Genomic DNA, 20,285 nt, shown 5'->3' with positions numbered 1-20,285 from the left:
CTTCTGAGGCAGGGATGTCCGTTCAAACCATGCTGAGTGCGCTCACTGCGCAAATGTCCCGGGAAGGGATTCGCCGCCTGCTGGTGCTGAGCGGCGAGCCTGACTGGTGTCATGAGCAGGCGCAACGTCTGCGTGACATATTGCCAGGCGACTGGCTACGGGTTTCCCCTGTGGCTTCCACCGAACCGTGCTGTACGCCTCAGGCACTGCAAACGCTGTTGGGCCGTGAATTCCATCATGCCGTATTCGATGCCCTGACAGGATTTGATGCAGCGGCCTTTGCCGCCTTAAGCGGAACGCTGCGGGCGGGCAGTTGGCTGGTGCTGCTCACGCCACCGCTTGCACGCTGGCCTGCCTGCCCGGATGCCGATTCGCTACGCTGGAGCGATTGTTCTCAGCCTATCCCGACGCCGCATTTTATCCACCGCCTACGGCGAATCATCGAGACCGATGAGCAGACGCTGTGCTGGCAGCAGCATCAGCCTTTTTGCGTTCCGCATTTTCCGAAACGTCCAGGGTGGCACTGCGCAACCGGTGAACCGCTTCCGGAGCAGGCGATCCTCTTACAGACCCTTCTGCAGATGCCCGCAGGAATTGCCACGGTGATTGCGGCTCGTGGGCGCGGGAAATCGGCTCTGGCGGGGTTATTAATCTCGCGTATCAAGGGCGATGTCATCGTCACCGCGCCAGCAAAAGCGGCAACCGATGTGCTGGCACAGTTTGCCGGCGACCGCTTCCGCTTTATGGCACCGGATGCGCTGCTGAATGCGAAAGTTGACGCTGACTGGCTGGTCGTCGATGAAGCCGCGGCGATCCCCGCGCCGTTGCTGCAACGTCTGGTTTCCCGCTTCCCGCGTACCCTACTGACAACGACCGTACAGGGTTACGAAGGAACCGGACGCGGTTTTCTGCTGAAATTCTGCGCCCGTTTCCCGCATCTGCAACGCTATGAGCTTGTGCAACCTGTTCGCTGGGCGCAGGGCTGCCCACTGGAAAAGATGATCAACGAGGCGCTGGTGTTTGATGATGACAGCTTTGCCTGCGTCCCGCGGGGCGATATCACCCTGTCCCCTTTTGAACAGAGCGCGTGGCGAACGCAGCCACAAATGCCTCTGGCGGTCTATCGCCTGCTTTCCGGGGCGCATTATCGCACCTCTCCGCTGGATCTACGCCGTATGATGGATGCGCCGGGTCAGCATTTTTTGCAGGCCACCTGTGGCACTGAAGTGGCTGGTGCGCTGTGGCTGGTGGACGAGGGGGGCCTTAGCGCGGGCCTCAGCCAGGCTGTCTGGGCGGGCTTTCGACGGCCCCGGGGGAACCTCGTCGCGCAGTCGCTGGCGGCACACGGTGGGTACCCGCTGGCGGCTACCCTGATCGGTCGTCGGATCAGTCGTATTGCCGTCCATCCGGGGCGTCAGCGCGAAGGCATTGGGCAACAGCTAATCGCGCAGGCCCATGCGGCAAATTGCGACTACCTTTCTGTGAGCTTTGGCTATACGCCGGAGTTGTGGCGCTTCTGGCAGCGCTGCGGCTTCATCCTGGTGCGTATGGGCAATCACAAAGAGGCCAGCAGTGGTTGCTATACCGCAATGGCACTCTTACCGCTTAACGCGGCGGGAAGACGCCTGGCTGAGTATGAACATCAGCGTTTACGCCGTGATGCCGACATACTTGCGCGATGGAATGGGGAAGCGATCCCGGTTGAACCACTAAAAGCGACTACGCTTAATGAGGACGACTGGCAGACGCTGGCGGGATTTGCCTTTGCGCACCGTCCGTTGCTGACATCACTGGGCTGCATGAGTCGTCTGTTACTGACCAGTACGCTGCCACTCCCGGCGCTGCGGGGTTGTCTGCAAGAGCGACGCAGCGATGCTGAACTCTGTGTGACATTGCGCCTTTCCGGGCGTAAAGCGCTGCTGAAACGTCAGCGCGAAGAAGCGGCGCAGGCGCTTGCTGCTCTGGAACCCTCGCGTGCTGAGCATGCGCGCAATCGCATTCTGCAATGGCAATTTTTTCACTAACTCCTTCAATTTTCTGGCATGGTCATTGCGATTGAGCCGCGTAGAATGAACGACATCAGTTAAGGAGATCGCCATGAAACATGACCATTTTGTTGTTCAAAGCCCGACCCAACCTGCTCAACAGCTATTGCTGCTGTTTCATGGCGTGGGCGATAACCCTGTCGCAATGGGCGAGATCGGTTCGTGGTTCGCTCCTCTCTTTCCCGACGCGCTGGTGGTCAGTATCGGCGGCGTTGAGCCGAGCGGCCCGGCATCCGGGCGTCAGTGGTTTTCCGTGCAAGGGGTGACGGAAGAGAACCGCCAGGCGCGGATTGATGCCATCATGCCGGTGTTTATCGAAACCGTACGTTACTGGCAAAAACAGAGTGGCGTAGGGGCGAATGCCACGGCGCTGATTGGTTTCTCTCAGGGGGCGATTATGGCGCTGGAGAGTATCAAAGCCGAGCCAGGCCTTGCCTCGCGAGTGATTGCGTTTAACGGACGCTTCGCCAGCCTGCCGGAAACGGCATCAACTGCTACCACGATACATCTGATTCACGGTGGTGAAGATCGGGTGATTGAACTTTCGCATGCGGTCGCCGCGCAGGACGCGCTGTTAACTGCGGGGGGCGATGTCACGCTGGATATCGTGGAAGATCTCGGTCATGCGATTGACGATCGTAGCATGCAGTTTGCCCTCGATCATTTGCGCTATACCGTACCGAAGCACTACTTTGATGAAGCGCTCAGCGGCGGTACGCCGAACGATGATGACGTGATTGAGATGATCTAAACGATAAGGCCGGAGGGAAAAAAACCTCCGGCCTTTGATTATTTCTTCGGTTGGTCTTTCTTCGGCCAATCGTCGTCGTCATCCCATTTATCGTTAAAGTCGCGATGCGGGGGAAGTTCCGGTTTATTCGCGAGGAATTTTTTGTGGTCGACGCGTTTGAGATCCTTGATGACATTCAGCAGCACACCTACCAAAAACACCAGCACCAGAATCCACCAATATTTAGCCAGCCAGTCCATGCGCGTTACCTCTTGCAGGAATCTCGTCAGGCGACGAGTTGTTCCATAATTCGTTGATACATACGAGCAAGCAGTTGCAGGTCGGCAGCGTTCACGCATTCATTGATTTTATGAATTGTGGCATTCACCGGACCCAACTCCACGACCTGCGCCCCCATACGAGCAATAAACCGCCCATCAGACGTACCGCCCGTGGTCAGCAACTGCGGTTTAATTTCATTATAGTGCTCGATGGCGTTCACGACAGCATCGACCAGCTTCCCGCGATCGGTTAAAAACGGTTGGCCGGAAAGCCACCAGTCAACGGTATAGCGCAACTGATGTTTCTCGAGCAGCGCGTGCACCCGCGCTTTGATCATCTCATCGGTCAGTTCGGTACTGAAACGGAAGTTGAACTGGACGAACAGCTCACCGGGAATGACGTTATTGCTGCCGGTACCCGCCTGGATGTTGGCAATCTGCATACTGGTGGCCGGGAAAAATTCATTACCCTGATCCCACTCAATATTTACCAGCTCATTGAGCATTGGCGCGGCGCGGTGCACCGGGTTATCCGCCAGATGGGGATAAGCTACGTGGCCCTGCACGCCATGAATAGTCAGATTGCAGGTCAACGATCCGCGACGGCCATTCTTCACCACGTCACCCACGACTTCGGTGCTTGAGGGCTCGCCGACCAGGCAGTAATCCAGTCGTTCATTTCGCGCCATCAGCGCCTCGACCACCTTGACGGTGCCGTTTTTCGCGCTGGCCTCTTCATCAGAGGTAATCAAAAACGCCAGACGCCCTTTGTGGTTCGGATGCTGAGCGACAAAGCGCTCTGCTGCCACCACCATAGCCGCCAGCGAACCTTTCATATCTGCCGCGCCGCGACCAAATAACATCCCGTCGCGAATGGTGGGTTCAAAAGGGGGGTTGATCCAGCGATCGGCATCGCCTGCCGGGACAACGTCGGTGTGACCGGCAAACGCCAGCGTCTCACCCTGCCCGCGCCATGCCCAAAAATTCTGTGTATCCGCAAAATCCATGCGCTCAACGGTAAAACCGATCGCGCGCAGGCGTTCAATCATCAACGCCTGACAACCCGCATCATCCGGGCTCAGGGAAGGGCGGCGAATAAGCTGTTGTGTCAGCTCAATAACCGGGCACGACATAGACTACACCTCGTCAAAAAACTGCTGATAACTGGATTCACTAAAACCCAGCAGCATAGGCTTCCCGGGCGCGCAGAGCAATGGGCGTTTGATGATCGCTGGCATTTCAGTCATTAATGCGGCAGCAGACGCAGCATCGGTGATGTGGCTGCGCGTGGCTTCATCCAGTTTACGCCACGTCGTTCCACGGGTGTTGAGAAGCGGTTCCCATCCTAACTCATTGATAAATGAAGTAAGAAGTGTGTTGTCCAGGCCATCGGCACGGTAATCGTGAAATCGGTAGTCGATACCACGCGCTTCCAGCCACCGGCGGGCCTTTTTAATCGTGTCACAATTTTTAATACCGTAGAGGGTAATCATTTGCATCCTTATTAACGTGAATTGATTATATAATCATCAATATCGTTACATCCGATAATACATTTTGTCATTTAATCGTGATCGGTAAATATAACATTGTTGAACTAATGTGAATAATAATTCCTGAATCCGCTGATATTGACTCCCTAAGCAAAATTCGGAATTTTCTCCGACGCAGTTACTTGTTTTTAATCGAAATTGCAGGAGTACCAGATAAGGTATGATTATTTCGAATTATTGCAGTAAGTCACATAAAATTTATGGAGACCGCGCCATAGTAATCACATCAACCACACCCCGGAGGATGTAATCACAGCAATCGGTTAATTTGTCTTCACCAGACGAGAGTGTTTTTGTAGAATACGCATAATAAGAAGCAGAGGTTGTTATGATTGAACGCGAACTGGGGAACTGGAAAGATTTTATCGAAGTTATGCTTCGCAAATAAATTTCTGGAAGGATAGCCAAATAACAAAGCATACCGTGTGGGACTCATCACACAGAAAGGGCGACCCGTTGACAGGTCGCCTTTTTATTTCTTATTCCGGGCGTGGCTTCAGCGGGAAGCGTCGACGGACCAGCACGAAGAACAGCGGCACGAAGTAGATAGCCAGCACCGTTGCCGAGATCATCCCCCCCATGACGCCCGTGCCGACGGCATGTTGACCGCCGGATCCTGCGCCGCTGCTGATAGTCATCGGCAGTACGCCAAAGATAAACGCCAGAGAGGTCATCAGAATTGGACGTAAGCGCTGCCGGCAGGCGTGGAGCGTCGCATCCAGTAGATCGTGTCCTTTCTCGTTCATCTCATTGGCAAATTCAACGATCAAAATGGCGTTTTTTGCCGAGAGCCCAATAACCGTCAACAATCCCACCTGGAAATAGACGTCGTTTTCCAGACCGCGCATCCAGGTAGCGAGCAGCGCGCCGATAACCCCCAACGGCACCACCAGCATTACCGAGAACGGGACCGACCAGCTTTCATACAGCGCGGCCAGGCACAGGAATACGACCAGCAGTGAAATGGCATACAGTGCAGGTGCCTGCGCCCCGGAGAGTCGCTCCTGGTAGGACATCGCGGTCCATTCCAGACCAAATCCGGTCGGCAGCTGACGCACCAGCGACTCCATCACATCCATCGCCGTCCCGGTACTTACGCCTGGCGCGGCTTCACCAACAATTTCGACCGCTGAATAGCCGTTGTAGCGCTCCAGGCGTGGAGAACCCGTCTCCCAGCGAGAGGTAGCAAAAGCCGAGAAAGGCACCATGCCGCCGCTGTTATTACGCACATACCACAGGTTGATATCGTCTGGCAGCATACGGTATTTCGCTGCCGCCTGGACGTAGACTTTCTTCACGCGGCCACGATCCATAAAGTCGTTGACGTAACTCGATCCCCAGGCGGTTTGTAACGTATCGTTAATATCGTCAATGGATACGCCCAGCGCCTGCGCTTTGCGTTGGTCGACATCGATTTGTAGCTGAGGGCTGTCGTCCAGACCGTTGTGGCGCACACGGGTTAACGCGCTATCCTGCGACGCCAGACGAATCAGTTGGTCACGTGCGGCCATTAAGGCGTCATGACCGGCGCCGGCGTGATCCTGCAGTTCCATATCAAAGCCTGCCGAGCTGCCGAGACCGCTGATGGCTGGCGGACTGCTGGCGAACACGCGCGCCTCTTTAATTTTGTTAAAGGCCTTTGTCGCACGTTCGATGATGGCAAACGAGGTGCCGGTGGTGGAGTCGCGTTCACTCCAGTCTTTCAGACGCACGAACATACGTGCGACGTTCTGACCGTTGCCACCCGGGCCGGAACCGACAGTCGCAAAGACGGATTGAACGGTCTCTTTTTCGTGGGTGAAGTAATATTTTTCGACTTCCTGCACCACTTTTAAGGTTTGCTGCTGCGTTGAACCGCTCGGCAACTGTATTGACGTGGTAAACATGCCGCGGTCTTCCAGCGGCAGGAACGAGGTCGGCAGACGCAAAAACAGCACCACCATCGCGCCAAGCAGTAGCACGTAAATCAGTATCCAGCGCAGGCTGCGATGCAGAATCCTGGCGACGCCTTTTTCGTAACGCTCGGCGTTACGGTTGAAGGTACGGTTAAACCAGCCGAAGAAACCGGTTTGTCCGTGGTGTTCACCTTTATGCAGCGGTTTAAGCAAAGTGGCGCACAGGGCAGGGGTTAGGATCATCGCCACCAGAACAGAAAGCACCATTGCCGCCACGATCGTAATCGAGAACTGACGGTAGATTGCCCCGGTGGTTCCGCCAAAGAAGGCCATCGGCACAAAAACAGCTGACAGCACCATCGCGATACCGACCAGCGCGCCCTGAATTTGTCCCATCGATTTTCGCGTCGCCTCGCGCGGCGTGAGACCTTCCTCACTCATAATACGCTCGACGTTTTCCACCACCACGATGGCGTCATCCACCAGCAGGCCTATCGCCAGTACCATCGCAAACATGGTCAGCGTGTTAATGCTGTAACCGAAGGCATAAAGCACCGAGAAGGTGCCCATCAGCACTACCGGCACGGCAATGGTGGGGATTAACGTGGCGCGGAAATTCTGCAGGAACAGATACATCACGAGGAACACCAGCGCAATCGCTTCCAGCAGCGTTTTCACCACATCTTCAATAGAGGCTTTAACGAAGGAGGTGGTTTCATAGGCCACCTTGTACTCCAGACCGTGCGGAAAGTATTGTGCCAGCTCATCCAGGCGTTTAATTACCTGTGTCGCGGTCGCCATTTCATTGGCCCCTGACGCCAGTTTAACCCCAAGTCCGGACGCTGCATTGCCATTGAAGCGGCTGAGATAGTCATACTTCTCTGCCCCCATTTCGACGGTGGCGACATCGCCTAAGGTCACTTCTGAACCATCCTGATTGACGCGCAGGGTAATGGCGCGAAATTGTTCCGGCGTTTGCAGTAGTGATTGGGCGTTGATGGTGGCGTTCAGCGCCTGAGTATCAATGGAAGGGGTTCCGCCAAGCTGTCCGACGGCGATCTGCGCGTTCTGCGACTCAATGGCGTCGGTGACATCTTTCGCGGTCATCTGAAAACTATTGAGCTTTGCCGGATCCAGCCAGATGCGCATGGAATATTGCGAGCCGTAAGCATCAATATCGCCGACGCCGTTCACCCGGCTGAGGGGATCCTGAATATTACTGGCGACGTAGTCTGCAATATCCTGTTTATCCATCGAACCGTCGGTAGAGACGAAAGCAATTGTCAGGATATTGGTATCCCCGGTCTTACGTACCGTGACACCCTGGTTTTGTACCGCCTGCGGCAGCTTACGCATCGCCGACTGCAACTGGTTCTGGACCTGCTGTACCGCTTCATCCGGATCGGTGCCGGCCACGAAGCTTAGCGTTACCGACGCTTGCCCGGTTCCGCTGCTTTGCGAAGACATGTACATCAGATTATCAAGGCCGGTCATGTTCTGTTCAATGACCTGCGTGACGGTGTTTTCCAGCGTTTGCGCAGAGGCGCCGGGATAGTTCGCCGTGATGCGCACGTTTGGCGGTGCCAGATCCGGATATTGCTCCACCGGCAAAGAAAAAATAGCCAGGGTACCTGTCAGACACAACAGGATAGCCAGCACCCAGGCAAAGATGGGGCGATCGATAAAGAAATTCGCCATCAGAAAGAGGACCTCATTATTCTGTATATCTTTATAGGTATAACTTGCTTCACTGTAGCGGGAAGGTACGAGTCAAACGTGGAGAAAAAAAGGAGATAATGTAAATTATCATGCCTGATTACAGTGTTTGTCAGCTTCCCGCATGTTCACGTCCAGTTTGGTGCGAATTTATGTCAGATGACTTGCGTCCTCTTCTGCGTCTGTCGAGCGAAAGCTAATGCTCACTAACGTCCCGCCGCCCGAAGGCTGCGAGAAACTTAACGTGCCGCCAAGACGCTCCGCACGCTCGCGCATAATATTCAGACCATAATGCCCCGCCGGTTCGTTAGGCTCGCCGATGCCCACGCCATTATCACGAATATATACCGTATGATTACCATCCGGCGCCGTCACACAACTGACAGCAATCTCGCTGCCATTAGCGTGTTTCATCGCGTTGAGCACCGCTTCACGGACAATCTGTAATAAATGGACCTGCATTTGTGCATCGAGCGCGAGCGTCGGCAATCGGCAGTCCAGAGTGAGTTTAGCCGTGGTCTGCCCTTGCAGCGTTTCGAGCATCTCATGCAGTGCGGAGGGTAAATCGGCCTGTTGTAATGTCAGGCGGAAGGTGGTTAACAGTTCACGTAGCTGGCGATACGCATCGTTCAGCGCCCGCGAGAAGTCATCCATAATGGCCTGCGCAGGGGCGTTATCCTCTGGAATGGAACGCTTGAGCAGCGTCAACTGAATGCGCAGATACGAGAGCACCTGCGCCAGCGAATCATGCAACTCGCGGGCAATAGTGGCGCGTTCTTCCATGAGCAACAGTTGCTGGAAGTGTTTCTGCGCGTGATTGAAGTACAGACCGCGCCCCAGCATTGTCGATACGCTGTTTAACAGCGGGATGGCGCTGGCGACATGCTGACTTTGCCAGTGTAGTTCGCCGTAGACCGTCTCCTGCATGGTCACCGGCAGGATTTGCATCGGCAGGTCGGCCTGTTTTTCACCTTCACTGATACGCCAGTTCTCCCCAACGGTAAGCTCGAGGAATTGTGCCGCTTCGTTATCCCGGACAATCTGCAAAATATGGCGGAAGCAGTGCACATCAATCTGACTGGTATTCAGCGCCTGAGAGCACTGGTACAGCACCTCCAGACGGCGTTTGGCTTCATGGAGATCGTGGGTCTTTTCTTCGACCTTCGCTTCCAGCGAGCGATACAGCTTATGCAGTTCGCTCGACATCTGATTAAAGGTCTTCGCCAGCAGCCCCAGCTCATTGGGAAGGTGCGTGTCCAGTGGTGGCGAGTCAAACTGACCATGTTCAATCCGCTGGCTGGCCATCACCAGTTGATTCAGCGGACGCACAACCTGATGACGAATTCGTCGCAGGGTGAAAAAGACAAGCGTAAAAATGCCAATACCGCCCGCCAGTGAGATCCCCACAACCAGCATCACTTTGCGTTCGGCGTAGTGCTGCAATGCCAGCACGAAGAGATCGATCTTATCAACGTAGGCGTTAATGTTGTTCTGATACCACTGCAGGTCGCCATCCACCAGGCGGGTATTCATTTCCAGCCAGTTAGCGTGTAGCTGCGCGTAGCGGCCTTTTACCGCCTGGGGCACATACCATGCATTCAGATTGTTTAACGCCGGTGAATTGAGAGCCTGCTGAAAGAGCAGGCGATGGGCGTTTAATTGCGGGCTGTGGCTTTGCAGATCGTAACCCAGACGATAGCTCTGCATGCGCAACGAACCCGCCACGTTAATGGCTTCGGCATCCCGCAGGCTACTTGCCAGCGTCAGTAACGCCACGCCGGTTGAGAGAATCGAGAGCAGGACAATGTAAAAAAAAGCCCGGGCCAGACTGGCCGAGACGGGGCGTTTGACGATCACACGCGTAATTTCCTTTAAAAGTGCTTACGATGAAAAATCTCTCGCAGAACTGAAACGTAATTTCACCTGGGCTGAAATAAATTGATCTGCCACAGGTTCAGTAGAAATAGTTGTGCTTCCTGGGCAAATGAACATTGCCGACGTGTGGCCAGTCGGTTAATAACAACACTTATATAAAGAATAAGGTTTTTACAACCAAAAAAGAAGGTCGCCATGAACCGTTTTATTATGGCCAACAGCCAACAGTGCCTGGGATGCCATGCCTGTGAAGTCGCTTGCGTTTTGGCCCACAATGAAGAGCAACATGTCCTTAGCCAACGTCACTACCAGCCCCGGATCACGGTTATTAAGCATCAGCATCAGCGTAGTGCAGTGACCTGCCACCATTGCGAAGATGCGCCCTGCGCGCGAAGTTGTCCGAACGGGGCGATAAGCCACTTCAACGACAGTGTGCAGGTGAATCAGCAAAAGTGTATCGGCTGTAAATCCTGCGTGGTGGCCTGCCCGTTTGGCACCATGCAAATCGTCCTGACCCCTGTCGCTAACGATCAGGTCAAAGCCACAGCACATAAATGCGACCTCTGTCAGGGGCGGGAAAAGGGGCCGGCCTGTGTGGAGAACTGTCCTGCGGATGCGCTGCAACTGGTGACGGAAGCTTCGCTCACGCATCTGGCGAAAGCGCGCCGTTTGCGTACGGCCCGCCAGGAAAACCAGCCCTGGCACGCGGAGGTAACGCCGCCGTCCGTCAGAGTGAAAAGTAAAATTGAGCAAATGCACGCGACGCCTGCACGCGGCGAGCCGGACAAGCTGGCGATTGAGGCGCGAAAAACCAGCTTTGACGAAATCTATCTGCCTTTTCGCACCGCTCAGGCGGAGCAGGAGGCCTCACGCTGCCTGAAGTGTGGTGAGCACAGTATTTGCGAATGGACCTGCCCGCTGCATAACCATATCCCCCAGTGGATTGAACTGGTGAAAGCCGGAAATATTGATGCGGCGGTAGAGTTGTCGCACCAGACAAACTGTTTGCCGGAGATTACCGGGCGCGTCTGCCCGCAGGATCGCCTTTGCGAAGGCGCCTGTACGGTGCGCGATGAACACGGGGCGGTGACGATCGGTAACATCGAACGCTATATCTCTGACCGTGCGCTGGGTAAAGGCTGGCGACCGGATCTGAGCCATGTCCAGAAAGTTGATAAGCGCGTGGCGATTATTGGCGCCGGTCCGGCAGGGCTTGCCTGTGCCGACGTGCTGGCGCGTCACGGCGTCAGCGCCACGGTTTTTGACCGTCACCCTGAAATTGGCGGGCTGCTGACTTTTGGTATTCCTGCTTTCAAACTGGATAAATCCCTGCTGGCGCGTCGCCGGGAAATCTTCAGCGCGATGGGTATCCATTTTGAGCTGAACTGCGAAGTGGGCAGGGACGTGAAAATGGAGGCGCTGCTGGAAGATTACGACGCCGTATTTGTCGGCGTGGGAACCTATCGTTCGATGAAGGCTGACCTGCCCAACGAAGATGCGCCGGGCGTTTACGACGCGCTACCGTTCCTGATCGCGAATACCAAACAGGTGATGGGGCTGCATGACGATCCTGAAGAACCGTACATTGACACCGCCGGACTCAACGTGGTGGTGCTCGGCGGTGGTGATACCGCGATGGACTGCGTACGTACCGCGCTGCGTCATGGTGCAAGTCAGGTCACCTGCGCCTACCGCCGTGACGAGGCCAATATGCCGGGTTCGAAGAAAGAGGTGAAAAACGCCCGCGAGGAAGGAGCCAGCTTCGAGTTCAACGTACAACCCGTCGATCTGGAGCTGAACGCAGAAGGGCGCGTCTGCGGCGTTCGTTTCCTGCGTACGCAACTGGGCGAACCTGATGCTCAGGGACGACGCCGTCCGGTGCCGATCGCCGGCAGCGAGTTTGTGATGCCGGCAGACGCCGTGATCATGGCGTTTGGTTTCCATCCGCACGGGATGCCGTGGCTGGAGACCCACGGTGTGAAGGTGGATAGCTGGGGGCGCATCGCGGCGAACGTTGAGAGCACTTATCGTTACCAGACCAGTAATCCGAAGATCTTTGCCGGTGGCGACGCCGTACGCGGTGCCGATCTGGTAGTCACCGCAATGGCGGAAGGACGCCACGCTGCGCAGGGGATCATCGACTGGCTGGGGCGATAAACGTTTGACTATCCCATAGGCCGGATAAGGCGTAGCCGACATCCGGTTTGATAGCGCTGCGCTTATCAGGTCTACAATTCACCGCTGTCCGGCATAATTCAGCCTTATCTTACACAGACAAAACTGGTTTCACGGCGTAGTATAATTTCTCTTCTTACGCTGTGGAGCCGGTATGTCGCAAAAAATCACCCTCGTTAAAGACAAAGTCCTTTCTGATAACTATTTTATCCTGCGCAATATCACTTACGATTTAACCCGCTCGAATGGCGAAGTCATTCGTCACAAACGCGAAGTGTTCGATCGCGGCAACGGGGCAACGATCCTGTTGTATAACGCAGAGAAAAAGACCGTGGTACTGATTCGCCAGTTCCGCGTGGCGACGTGGGTGAATGGTAACGAAAGTGGGCAGTTGATTGAGACCTGCGCCGGATTACTCGACAACGACGAACCGGAAGCGTGCATTCGCAAAGAAGCCATTGAAGAGACGGGCTATGAAGTGGGCGAGGTGCGTAAGCTTTTTGAACTGTACATGTCTCCGGGCGGCGTGACGGAGCTGATTCATTTTTTTATCGCACAGTACAGCGACAGTCAGCGCGCTAACGCGGGTGGGGGTGTGGAAGACGAAGACATCGAGGTGCTGGAATTACCGTTTACCCAGACGCTGGAGATGATTCAAACCGGTGAAATACGAGACGGTAAGACCGTGTTATTGCTCAACTATTTGCAATCCTCACATTTAATGGATTGATAAATAAGAATTATATTTCTTTACGAATTATTGGTTCTATCCGACAAATCCGATTGAGCATGGTCAACAGCACAACGAAGATACACCGGTGTTGTTCGTTTGATTTCCGGGGTTATTACCGTCCATGCGCTATCGCGTTATTTTCCTTTTCCTGCTCGGCCTGATGCCGACCCGCTTGCTGTGGGCAGCCCCTGCCCAACAGGCTTTTTCTGACTGGCAGGTGACCTGTAATAACCAGAATTTTTGCGTTGCACGTAATACCGGTGAACACGGCGGACTGGTGATGACCTTGAGTCGCAGTGCCGGGGCGCATACTGACGCGGTGTTGCGCATCGATCTCGGCGGATTGACCGCGCCCACCAACGAAGCGGACATTGCGCCGCGACTGTTGCTGGACGGCAAGTCACTGGCGCTGAGTACCGAGCGCTGGCGCATAACGCCGTGGCACCTGATGACGGACGACACGGCAACCATCGCAGACTTCCTGGCGACGATTCAGGACGGGAAAGCGATCACCCTGCAAAAGGGGAATCAGACGATTTCGCTGGCCGGGCTGAAAGCGGCGCTGCTGTTTATTGACGCGCAGCAAAAGCGAGTCGGCAGTGAAACGGCGTGGATTGAAAAAGGTGACGATCCGCCGCTCAGCGTGCCGCCAGCGCCTGCACTTAAAGGCGTGGCCGTCGTGAACCCGACCCCCACACCGCTCTCCCTCGACGAACGCAACGACCTCCTGGATTACGGCAACTGGCGAATGAACGGTATTAAGTGTTCACTCGATCCTTCACGCCGCGAGGTCCGGGTGACCGCGCTCACTGATGACAAAGCCCTGATGATGATTGCCTGCGAAGCCGGGGCATACAACACCATCGATCTGGCGTGGATCGTTTCGCGCAAAAAACCGCTCGCCTCACACCCGGTGCGGCTGCGTTTGCCGTTTAACAGCGGCGCGGAAAGTAACGATATGGAGTTGATGAACGCAGAATTTGACGAGAAGTCGCGTGAGTTAATTACGCTGGCCAAAGGCCGGGGATTAACGGACTGTGGGATCCAGACGCGCTGGCGGTTTGACGGCCAGCGTTTTCGTCTGGTGCGTTATGCCGAAGAGCCGAGCTGTGATGGCTGGCATGGGCCAGATGCCTGGCCCACGCTGTGGATCACGCGTTGATTTTTTCGGATAACGACTGCGTCTAATCCGGCCCACGAAAGGCTATCCTGTAGGCCGGATAAGACGCATTAGCGTCGTCATCCGGCGTTGCCTGCATCAGACTTTCAAAACCTTATGGGCTTTCTCAACAATGTTCTCGACCGTAAAACCGAAATAAGGGAACAGCTTCTCTGCTGGCGCCGATTCACCGTATCCGGTCATGCCGACAATTGCCCCTTTTAAGCCCACATATTTGTACCAGTAATCGGCAATCCCCGCTTCGACGGCCACGCGAGCGCTGACGTTCGACGGCAGTACGGATTCGCGGTACGCTTCATCCTGAGCATCGAAAATATCCGTTGAGGGCAGCGATACCACGCGGACGTTACGCCCTTCACCGGTTAGTTTTTCCGCGGCCTGCAGGGTAATTTCCATTTCGGAACCCGTGGCGATCAGGATGATATCCGGCTTGCCGCCGCTGTCTTTGAGGATATAACCGCCGCGGGCAATCTCTTTCACCTGCTCTGGCGTGCGTTCAACCTGCGCCAGATTTTGGCGTGAGAGGATCAGCGCCGTGGGACCATTGTGTCGCTCCACCGCCAGCTTCCAGCCCACCGCCGCTTCAACCTGATCGCACGGTCGCCAGGTGCTGAAATTGGGCGTCAGACGCAGGCTGGCGAGCTGTTCCACCGCCTGGTGGGTCGGACCATCTTCCCCCAGACCGATGGAGTCATGGGTATAGACCATGATTTGTCGCGCCTTCATCAGCGCCGCCATACGCGCCGCATTACGCGCATATTCAACGAACATCAGGAAGGTGGCGGTATAGGGCACGAAGCCGCCGTGATGGGCGATGCCATTGGCGATGGCGGTCATGCCAAATTCGCGCACGCCGTAGTGAATGTAATTGCCCGCCAGATCTTCTTTCAATGAGGTAGAGCCTTTCCAGATTGTCAGGTTGCTCGGCGCCAGATCTGCCGAACCGCCTAACAGCTCCGGCAAGAGCGGACCGTAGACGTTAAGGGTATTTTGCGATGCCTTGCGGGTGGCGATTTTCGCGGGATTCGCCTGTAGCTCGTTAATGTATTTTTGCGTGGTTTCTTCCCATGCTTCAGGCAGACCACCGCTCATGCGGCGCGTAAATTCGCCAGCCAGTTCCGGATGTGCTTTCTTATACGCGGCGAACTTCTCTTTCCATTGCTGCTGCGCTTTTTCGCCTTTTTCGCGGGCGTCCCAGGCGCGATAAATCTCTTTCGGGATCTCAAATGCCGGATGGTGCCAGCCAAGTTTCTGGCGGGTCAGCGCCACTTCTTCTTCCCCCAGCGCCGCGCCGTGAGACTCCTCTTTGCCTGCTTTGTTCGGCGAACCGAAGCCAATCACCGTACGACAGATGATCAACGACGGTTTATCCTTCACGCTTTGTGCTTCCTGGATCGCTTTTTTCACCGCTTCCGGATCGTGGCCATCGATTTCATGCACCACATGCCAGTGGTAGGCTTCAAAACGTTTCGCGGTATCATCGGTGAACCAGCCTTCGGTTTCCCCGTCAATGGAGATGCCGTTGTGATCGTAAAAACCAATCAGCTTGCCCAGCCCCAACGTTCCCGCCAGCGAACACACCTCATGCGAAATGCCTTCCATCAGGCAGCCATCGCCCATGAACACATAGGTGAAGTGATCGACAATCTCGTGATCCGGTTGGTTGAACTGTGCGGCCAGTGTGCGTTCCGCAATGGCGAGACCGACAGCGTTCGCCAGCCCCTGGCCCAACGGTCCGGTGGTGGTTTCCACCCCCGGCGTATAGCCGATTTCCGGGTGACCGGGCGTTCTGGAGTGTAACTGACGAAAGTTTTTCAACTCCTCAAGCGGCAGGTCATAGCCTGACAGATGCAGCAGACTATAGAGCAGCATAGAGGCGTGACCGTTTGAAAGAATAAAACGATCGCGATCGTACCAGGTCGGATCGGTCGGGTTGTGCTTAAGGAAATCGTTCCATAACACTTCGGCAATATCTGCCATCCCCATTGGTGCGCCCGGGTGACCGGAATTGGCTTTCTGAACAGCGTCCATACTGAGCGCGCGAATGGCATTGGCAAGGTCTTTACGGGACATAGATCTCTCCGTGGCAAGATTTAGAGTTTGGCGGCAAGCAGGTCTTCCAGTTTGCGTTGGTCGACGGCGAACTGACGGATGCCGTCAGAGAGTTTTTCGACCGCCATCGGGTCCTGGTTATGTTCCCAGCGGAATTCGGCTTCGGTCATTGGCGTGGGACGGTGGAAGGTCTGCGAAGAGGGCACCAGTTTGCGAATTACCGGTTCTTCGCTGTCCTGCAGCTCTTTCAGCAGGTTCGGGGCTATGGTCAGGCGATCGCAGCCGGTCAGCGCGAGGATCTGTTCGGTACGGCGGAAGCTGGCGCCCATAACGATGGTGTCATAGCGATGACGTTTGTAGTAATCGTAGATATTGCGCACCGACTTCACGCCCGGATCTTCTTCCACCACGTACGGGTCCATGGGGCTGCGCGCCTGGTACCAGTCGTAAATGCGACCAACGAACGGGGAGATCAAAAAGACGCCCGCTTCGGCGCAGGCGCGGGCCTGAGCGAAGGAGAACAGCAGCGTCAGGTTGCAGTTGATTCCCTCTTTCTCGAGCTCTTGTGCCGCGCGAATGCCTTCCCAGGTGGAGGCGAGTTTGATCAAAATACGTGATTTTTCGATGCCCTGCTGTTGATACAGGTCGACCAGGTGGCGGGCTTTATCGATACTTTTTTGTTTATCGAAGGAGAGGCGGGCATCCACTTCGGTCGACACGCGGCCCGGAATGCTTTTCAGAATTTCCGCACCAAAATTGACCGCCAGTTTATCGCAAGCTTCAGCGACCTGCTGCTCCTGAGTGGTACCCCGCTTTTTCCCCCATTCCAGCGCGTCATCGATTAAATGGCTGTAGTGGTCAAGCGCCGCGGCTTTCAGCAACAGAGAAGGATTGGTGGTGGCATCCTGGGGTTGATAATGACGAATGGACTCAATATCGCCGCTGTCCGCCACGACAGTGGTGAATTGTTTGATGCCGTCTAACTGGTTCATAGGAAATACTCCTTGAAAAGTAAAGTGTTAGATGAGTGCTTTAATTCACACTTCTGAGGAATTCATGAGGTGCACCACAAAAAAGCATAGCAGACAGGCATGGTATTGCTGGCTTAAGCAGGTAACATGGTTGTTATGAGTTGATTACAAATTCTTTATTTAAGTCGTGATAGTTTGGGGGCCTTCAAAGTTTGCGTCCCGCAGTGCGGTGATAATGTGCGACGCACCAGACTGCGCGTCACTTTTTTGATCGATACGTGAAAGGAACAACAAGATGGATGACCAGTTAAAACAAAGCGCTCTTGATTTCCACGAATTCCCGGTCCCCGGTAAAATCCAGGTTTCTCCGACCAAGCCTCTTGCCACTCAGCGCGATCTGGCGCTGGCCTATTCGCCCGGCGTTGCTGCACCTTGTCTTGAAATCGAAAAAGACCCGCTGGCAGCGTACAAATACACGGCGCGTGGCAATCTGGTTGCGGTGATTTCAAACGGTACGGCGGTGTTGGGTTTAGGCAACATTGGCGCGCTGGCCGGTAAGCCGGTGATGGAAGGAAAAGGCGTTCTGTTTAAGAAATTTGCCGGAATTGATGTCTTCGATATTGAAGTCGATGAACTCGATCCGGACAAATTTATTAATGTCGTTGCCGCACTCGAACCGACATTTGGCGGGATCAACCTGGAAGACATCAAAGCGCCGGAATGTTTCTACATTGAGCAGAAACTGCGCGAGCGCATGAATATTCCGGTGTTCCACGACGATCAGCACGGTACCGCGATCATCAGTACTGCCGCCATTCTCAACGGCTTGCGGGTGGTGGAAAAAAATATCTCCGACGTGCGGATGGTGGTATCCGGCGCGGGCGCGGCGGCGATCGCCTGTATGAACCTGCTGGTGGCACTGGGAATGCAGAAGCACAATATCGTGGTCTGCGACTCCAAAGGCGTTATCTACAAAGGTCGCGAGCCGAATATGGCTGAAACCAAAGCGGCCTACGCGGTAGACGATGACGGTAAACGGACGCTGGATGACGTCATTGACGGCGCGGATATTTTCCTCGGCTGCTCCGGCCCGAAAGTGCTGACCCAGGAGATGGTCAAGAAAATGGCCCGCGCGCCGATGATTCTGGCGCTGGCTAACCCGGAACCGGAAATTCTTCCGCCGCTGGCAAAAGCGGTGCGCCCGGACGCCATCATCTGTACCGGCCGTTCCGACTACCCGAACCAGGTCAACAACGTGCTGTGCTTCCCGTTCATTTTCCGTGGCGCACTGGATGTCGGCGCGACGGCGATCAACGAAGAGATGAAGCTGGCAGCAGTCCACGCGATTGCCGAACTGGCGCATGCCGAGCAGAGCGAAGTGGTCGCGTCAGCCTATGGCGATCAGGATCTGAGCTTCGGCCCGGAATACATCATTCCAAAACCGTTCGACCCGCGTCTGATTGTTAAAATCGCGCCAGCGGTCGCTAAAGCGGCGATGGATTCCGGCGTGGCGACGCGCCCGATTGGCGATTTTGACGCCTATATCGACAAACTGACCGAGTTTGTTTACAAAACCAACCTGTTCATGAAGCCGATTTTCTCGCTGGCCCGCAAAGCACCGAAGCGTGTGGTGCTGCCGGAAGGGGAAGAGGCGCGTGTTCTGCATGCGACCCAGGAATTGATTACGCTGGGGCTGGCGAAGCCGATCCTGATTGGTCGCCCGAGCGTCATTGAAATGCGCATTCAGAAGCTGGGACTGCAGATCAAAGCGGGTGTCGATTTTGAGATCGTGAATAACGAATCCGATCCGCGTTTCAAAGAGTACTGGAGCGAGTATTACCAGATCATGAAGCGTCGTGGCATAACGCAGGAGCAGGCGCAACGTGCAGTGATCGCTAACACCACGGTGATTGGCGCCATCATGGTGCAGCGTGGCGAAGCGGATGCAATGATCTGCGGCACCATCGGCGATTACCATGAGCATTTCAGTGTGGTGAAAGAGGTCTTTGGCTACCGTGACGGCGTACACACCGCCGGCGCAATGAATGCCTTGTTGCTGCCGAGTGGTAACACCTTTATCGCCGATACGTACGTGAATGATGACCCAACGCCGGAAGAACTGGCGGAAATCGCCGTGATGGCGGCGGAAACCGTGCGCCGTTTCGGTATTGAACCGAAAGTGGCGCTGCTGTCCCACTCCAACTTTGGTTCGTCCAACGGGCCGTCTGCCGGCAAAATGCGCGCCGCGCTGGAGCTGATTAAAACGCGTGCGCCCGACCTGATGATTGACGGGGAAATGCATGGCGATGCCGCGCTGGTGGAAAGCATTCGTAATGACCGGATGCCGGACAGCCCGCTGAAAGGCTCGGCCAATATTCTGGTGATGCCGAATATGGAAGCGGCGCGTATTAGTTACAACCTGTTGCGTGTTTCCAGTTCGGAAGGGGTGACTGTTGGGCCGGTACTGATGGGTGTGGCAAAACCGGTTCACGTATTAACGCCGATCGCCTCCGTCCGCCGAATCGTTAATATGGTCGCGCTGGCGGTAGTTGAAGCACAAACACAGCCGCTGTAATTTCACTTTAATTAATTTCGGCGCGGGTTTCTCCCGCGCTTTTTTATTTTCTGCGTATTAGTGATCCACTTCACCTTTTAAATCACCTTGCCGAATTTTGTTATTTACCCTGACAAAAAATTGCCACGATAAGCCCAGTCTCAACACAGGCGGTGAGCAATGGATAAAGAACGCATCATTCAGGAATTTGTGCCGGGTAAACAGGTCACGCTGGCGCATCTCATTGCGCACCCGGGCGAAGAACTGGCGAAAAAGATCGGCGTTCCCGAAGCGGGCGCTATCGGCATTATGACCCTGACGCCGGGGGAAACCGCCATGATTGCCGGCGATCTGGCGATGAAGGCGGCCGACGTACATATCGGTTTTCTCGACAGATTCAGCGGCGCGCTGGTGATCTACGGCTCGGTTGGCGCGGTTGAAGAAGCCTTATTACAAACGGTCAGTGGGCTGGGGCGATTATTACATTTCACCCTCTGCGATCTGACGAAAAGCTAATTTGAGGTG

Annotated in this window: 15 protein-coding genes; 8 read left to right on the top strand and 7 right to left on the bottom strand. The window is 55.1% G+C overall.

The features are described from left to right. Window positions 1-14: 14 nt before the first annotated feature. Together QNN88_RS05085 and ypfH are read left to right on the top strand one after the other, a co-directional pair. Window positions 15-2,024 (top strand): tRNA(Met) cytidine acetyltransferase TmcA, encoded by a 2,010-nt coding sequence (locus QNN88_RS05085; protein ID WP_414239226.1) that lies wholly within the window; start codon window positions 15-17, stop codon window positions 2,022-2,024. Window positions 2,025-2,097: 73 nt separating this feature from the next. Beyond that, window positions 2,098-2,796, top strand: coding sequence for an esterase (gene ypfH, locus QNN88_RS05080; RefSeq protein WP_414239225.1), 699 nt, complete (start codon window positions 2,098-2,100; stop codon window positions 2,794-2,796). 38 nt (window positions 2,797-2,834) lie between these two features. On the opposite strand, the gene QNN88_RS05075 is transcribed toward ypfH, so the two are convergent. Genes QNN88_RS05075 through QNN88_RS05065 form a run of 3 tightly spaced genes read right to left on the bottom strand, consistent with a single transcriptional unit; the run spans window position 2,835 to window position 4,549 of the window. Beyond that, window positions 2,835-3,035, bottom strand: a complete 201-nt coding sequence (locus QNN88_RS05075) for a YpfN family protein (protein ID WP_012906607.1) — start codon at window positions 3,033-3,035, stop codon at window positions 2,835-2,837. 26 nt (window positions 3,036-3,061) lie between these two features. After that, window positions 3,062-4,189: a succinyl-diaminopimelate desuccinylase gene (gene dapE, locus QNN88_RS05070; RefSeq protein ID WP_414239224.1), complete on the bottom strand. Its 1,128-nt coding sequence runs from the start codon at window positions 4,187-4,189 to the stop codon at window positions 3,062-3,064. Window positions 4,190-4,192: 3 nt separating this feature from the next. Continuing rightward, window positions 4,193-4,549, bottom strand: a complete 357-nt coding sequence (locus tag QNN88_RS05065; protein WP_414239223.1) for an ArsC family reductase — start codon at window positions 4,547-4,549, stop codon at window positions 4,193-4,195. 388 nt (window positions 4,550-4,937) lie between these two features. Between QNN88_RS05065 and ypfM the strand changes: the two genes are divergently transcribed. Further along, window positions 4,938-4,997 (top strand): protein YpfM, encoded by a 60-nt coding sequence (ypfM, locus tag QNN88_RS05060; RefSeq protein WP_001386977.1) that lies wholly within the window; start codon window positions 4,938-4,940, stop codon window positions 4,995-4,997. Window positions 4,998-5,088: 91 nt separating this feature from the next. Here the strand turns inward: ypfM and acrD are convergent, their stop codons facing one another. Together acrD and narQ are read right to left on the bottom strand one after the other, a co-directional pair. Continuing rightward, complete coding sequence (gene acrD, locus QNN88_RS05055) at window positions 5,089-8,202, bottom strand: multidrug efflux RND transporter permease AcrD (RefSeq protein ID WP_414239222.1); 3,114 nt, start codon at window positions 8,200-8,202, stop codon at window positions 5,089-5,091. Window positions 8,203-8,370: 168 nt separating this feature from the next. Beyond that, complete coding sequence (narQ, locus tag QNN88_RS05050) at window positions 8,371-10,077, bottom strand: nitrate/nitrite two-component system sensor histidine kinase NarQ (RefSeq protein WP_414239221.1); 1,707 nt, start codon at window positions 10,075-10,077, stop codon at window positions 8,371-8,373. Between the two features lie 213 nt (window positions 10,078-10,290). Between narQ and aegA the strand changes: the two genes are divergently transcribed. The 3 genes from aegA (at window position 10,291) to QNN88_RS05035 (ending at window position 14,165) form a co-directional block, all read left to right on the top strand. Continuing rightward, window positions 10,291-12,252 carry a formate-dependent uric acid utilization protein AegA gene (gene aegA / locus QNN88_RS05045; RefSeq protein WP_414239220.1) on the top strand — a complete coding sequence of 654 codons (1,962 nt, stop codon included), beginning with the start codon at window positions 10,291-10,293 and terminating at the stop codon, window positions 12,250-12,252. 172 nt (window positions 12,253-12,424) lie between these two features. Next, window positions 12,425-13,000, top strand: a complete 576-nt coding sequence (gene nudK / locus QNN88_RS05040; protein WP_414239219.1) for a GDP-mannose pyrophosphatase NudK — start codon at window positions 12,425-12,427, stop codon at window positions 12,998-13,000. Between the two features lie 124 nt (window positions 13,001-13,124). Then, the gene (locus QNN88_RS05035) at window positions 13,125-14,165 is read left to right on the top strand and encodes a DUF1176 domain-containing protein (RefSeq protein ID WP_414239218.1); all 1,041 of its coding nucleotides are present in this window, start codon (window positions 13,125-13,127) and stop codon (window positions 14,163-14,165) included. Window positions 14,166-14,261: 96 nt separating this feature from the next. On the opposite strand, the gene tkt is transcribed toward QNN88_RS05035, so the two are convergent. Continuing rightward, window positions 14,262-16,256, bottom strand: a complete 1,995-nt coding sequence (gene tkt / locus QNN88_RS05030; RefSeq protein ID WP_414239217.1) for a transketolase — start codon at window positions 16,254-16,256, stop codon at window positions 14,262-14,264. 20 nt (window positions 16,257-16,276) lie between these two features. Beyond that, the gene (tal, locus tag QNN88_RS05025) at window positions 16,277-17,227 is read right to left on the bottom strand and encodes a transaldolase (protein WP_414239216.1); all 951 of its coding nucleotides are present in this window, start codon (window positions 17,225-17,227) and stop codon (window positions 16,277-16,279) included. 274 nt (window positions 17,228-17,501) lie between these two features. On the opposite strand from tal, the gene maeB reads away from it, so the two are divergent. Both maeB and eutS read left to right on the top strand, forming a co-directional pair. Beyond that, on the top strand, window positions 17,502-19,781 hold the full coding sequence (maeB, locus tag QNN88_RS05020) for an NADP-dependent oxaloacetate-decarboxylating malate dehydrogenase (protein WP_414239215.1): 2,280 nt from the start codon (window positions 17,502-17,504) through the stop codon (window positions 19,779-19,781). A 159-nt stretch (window positions 19,782-19,940) separates the two neighbouring features. Beyond that, the gene (eutS, locus tag QNN88_RS05015) at window positions 19,941-20,276 is read left to right on the top strand and encodes an ethanolamine utilization microcompartment protein EutS (protein ID WP_042999878.1); all 336 of its coding nucleotides are present in this window, start codon (window positions 19,941-19,943) and stop codon (window positions 20,274-20,276) included. The last annotated feature ends 9 nt before the right edge of the window (window positions 20,277-20,285 follow it).

It is taken from the genome of Citrobacter sp. ANG330 (assembly GCF_047467925.1).
GTDB classification, from domain to species: domain Bacteria; phylum Pseudomonadota; class Gammaproteobacteria; order Enterobacterales; family Enterobacteriaceae; genus Citrobacter_A; species Citrobacter_A amalonaticus_G.
This window is presented reverse-complemented; position numbering and strand designations above follow the sequence as displayed.

What these genes read in the sequence shown, in the direction of transcription:
- QNN88_RS05085 (WP_414239226.1), top strand. Translation starts at nt 15, where the DNA reads ATGTCCGTTCAAACCATGCTGAGTGCGCTCACTGCGCAAATGTCCCGG.
- ypfH (WP_414239225.1), top strand. Translation starts at nt 2,098, where the DNA reads ATGAAACATGACCATTTTGTTGTTCAAAGCCCGACCCAACCTGCTCAA.
- QNN88_RS05075 (WP_012906607.1), bottom strand. Translation starts at nt 3,035, where the DNA reads ATGGACTGGCTGGCTAAATATTGGTGGATTCTGGTGCTGGTGTTTTTG.
- dapE (WP_414239224.1), bottom strand. Translation starts at nt 4,189, where the DNA reads ATGTCGTGCCCGGTTATTGAGCTGACACAACAGCTTATTCGCCGCCCT.
- QNN88_RS05065 (WP_414239223.1), bottom strand. Translation starts at nt 4,549, where the DNA reads ATGATTACCCTCTACGGTATTAAAAATTGTGACACGATTAAAAAGGCC.
- acrD (WP_414239222.1), bottom strand. Translation starts at nt 8,202, where the DNA reads ATGGCGAATTTCTTTATCGATCGCCCCATCTTTGCCTGGGTGCTGGCT.
- aegA (WP_414239220.1), top strand. Translation starts at nt 10,291, where the DNA reads ATGAACCGTTTTATTATGGCCAACAGCCAACAGTGCCTGGGATGCCAT.
- nudK (WP_414239219.1), top strand. Translation starts at nt 12,425, where the DNA reads ATGTCGCAAAAAATCACCCTCGTTAAAGACAAAGTCCTTTCTGATAAC.
- QNN88_RS05035 (WP_414239218.1), top strand. Translation starts at nt 13,125, where the DNA reads ATGCGCTATCGCGTTATTTTCCTTTTCCTGCTCGGCCTGATGCCGACC.
- tkt (WP_414239217.1), bottom strand. Translation starts at nt 16,256, where the DNA reads ATGTCCCGTAAAGACCTTGCCAATGCCATTCGCGCGCTCAGTATGGAC.
- tal (WP_414239216.1), bottom strand. Translation starts at nt 17,227, where the DNA reads ATGAACCAGTTAGACGGCATCAAACAATTCACCACTGTCGTGGCGGAC.
- maeB (WP_414239215.1), top strand. Translation starts at nt 17,502, where the DNA reads ATGGATGACCAGTTAAAACAAAGCGCTCTTGATTTCCACGAATTCCCG.
- eutS (WP_042999878.1), top strand. Translation starts at nt 19,941, where the DNA reads ATGGATAAAGAACGCATCATTCAGGAATTTGTGCCGGGTAAACAGGTC.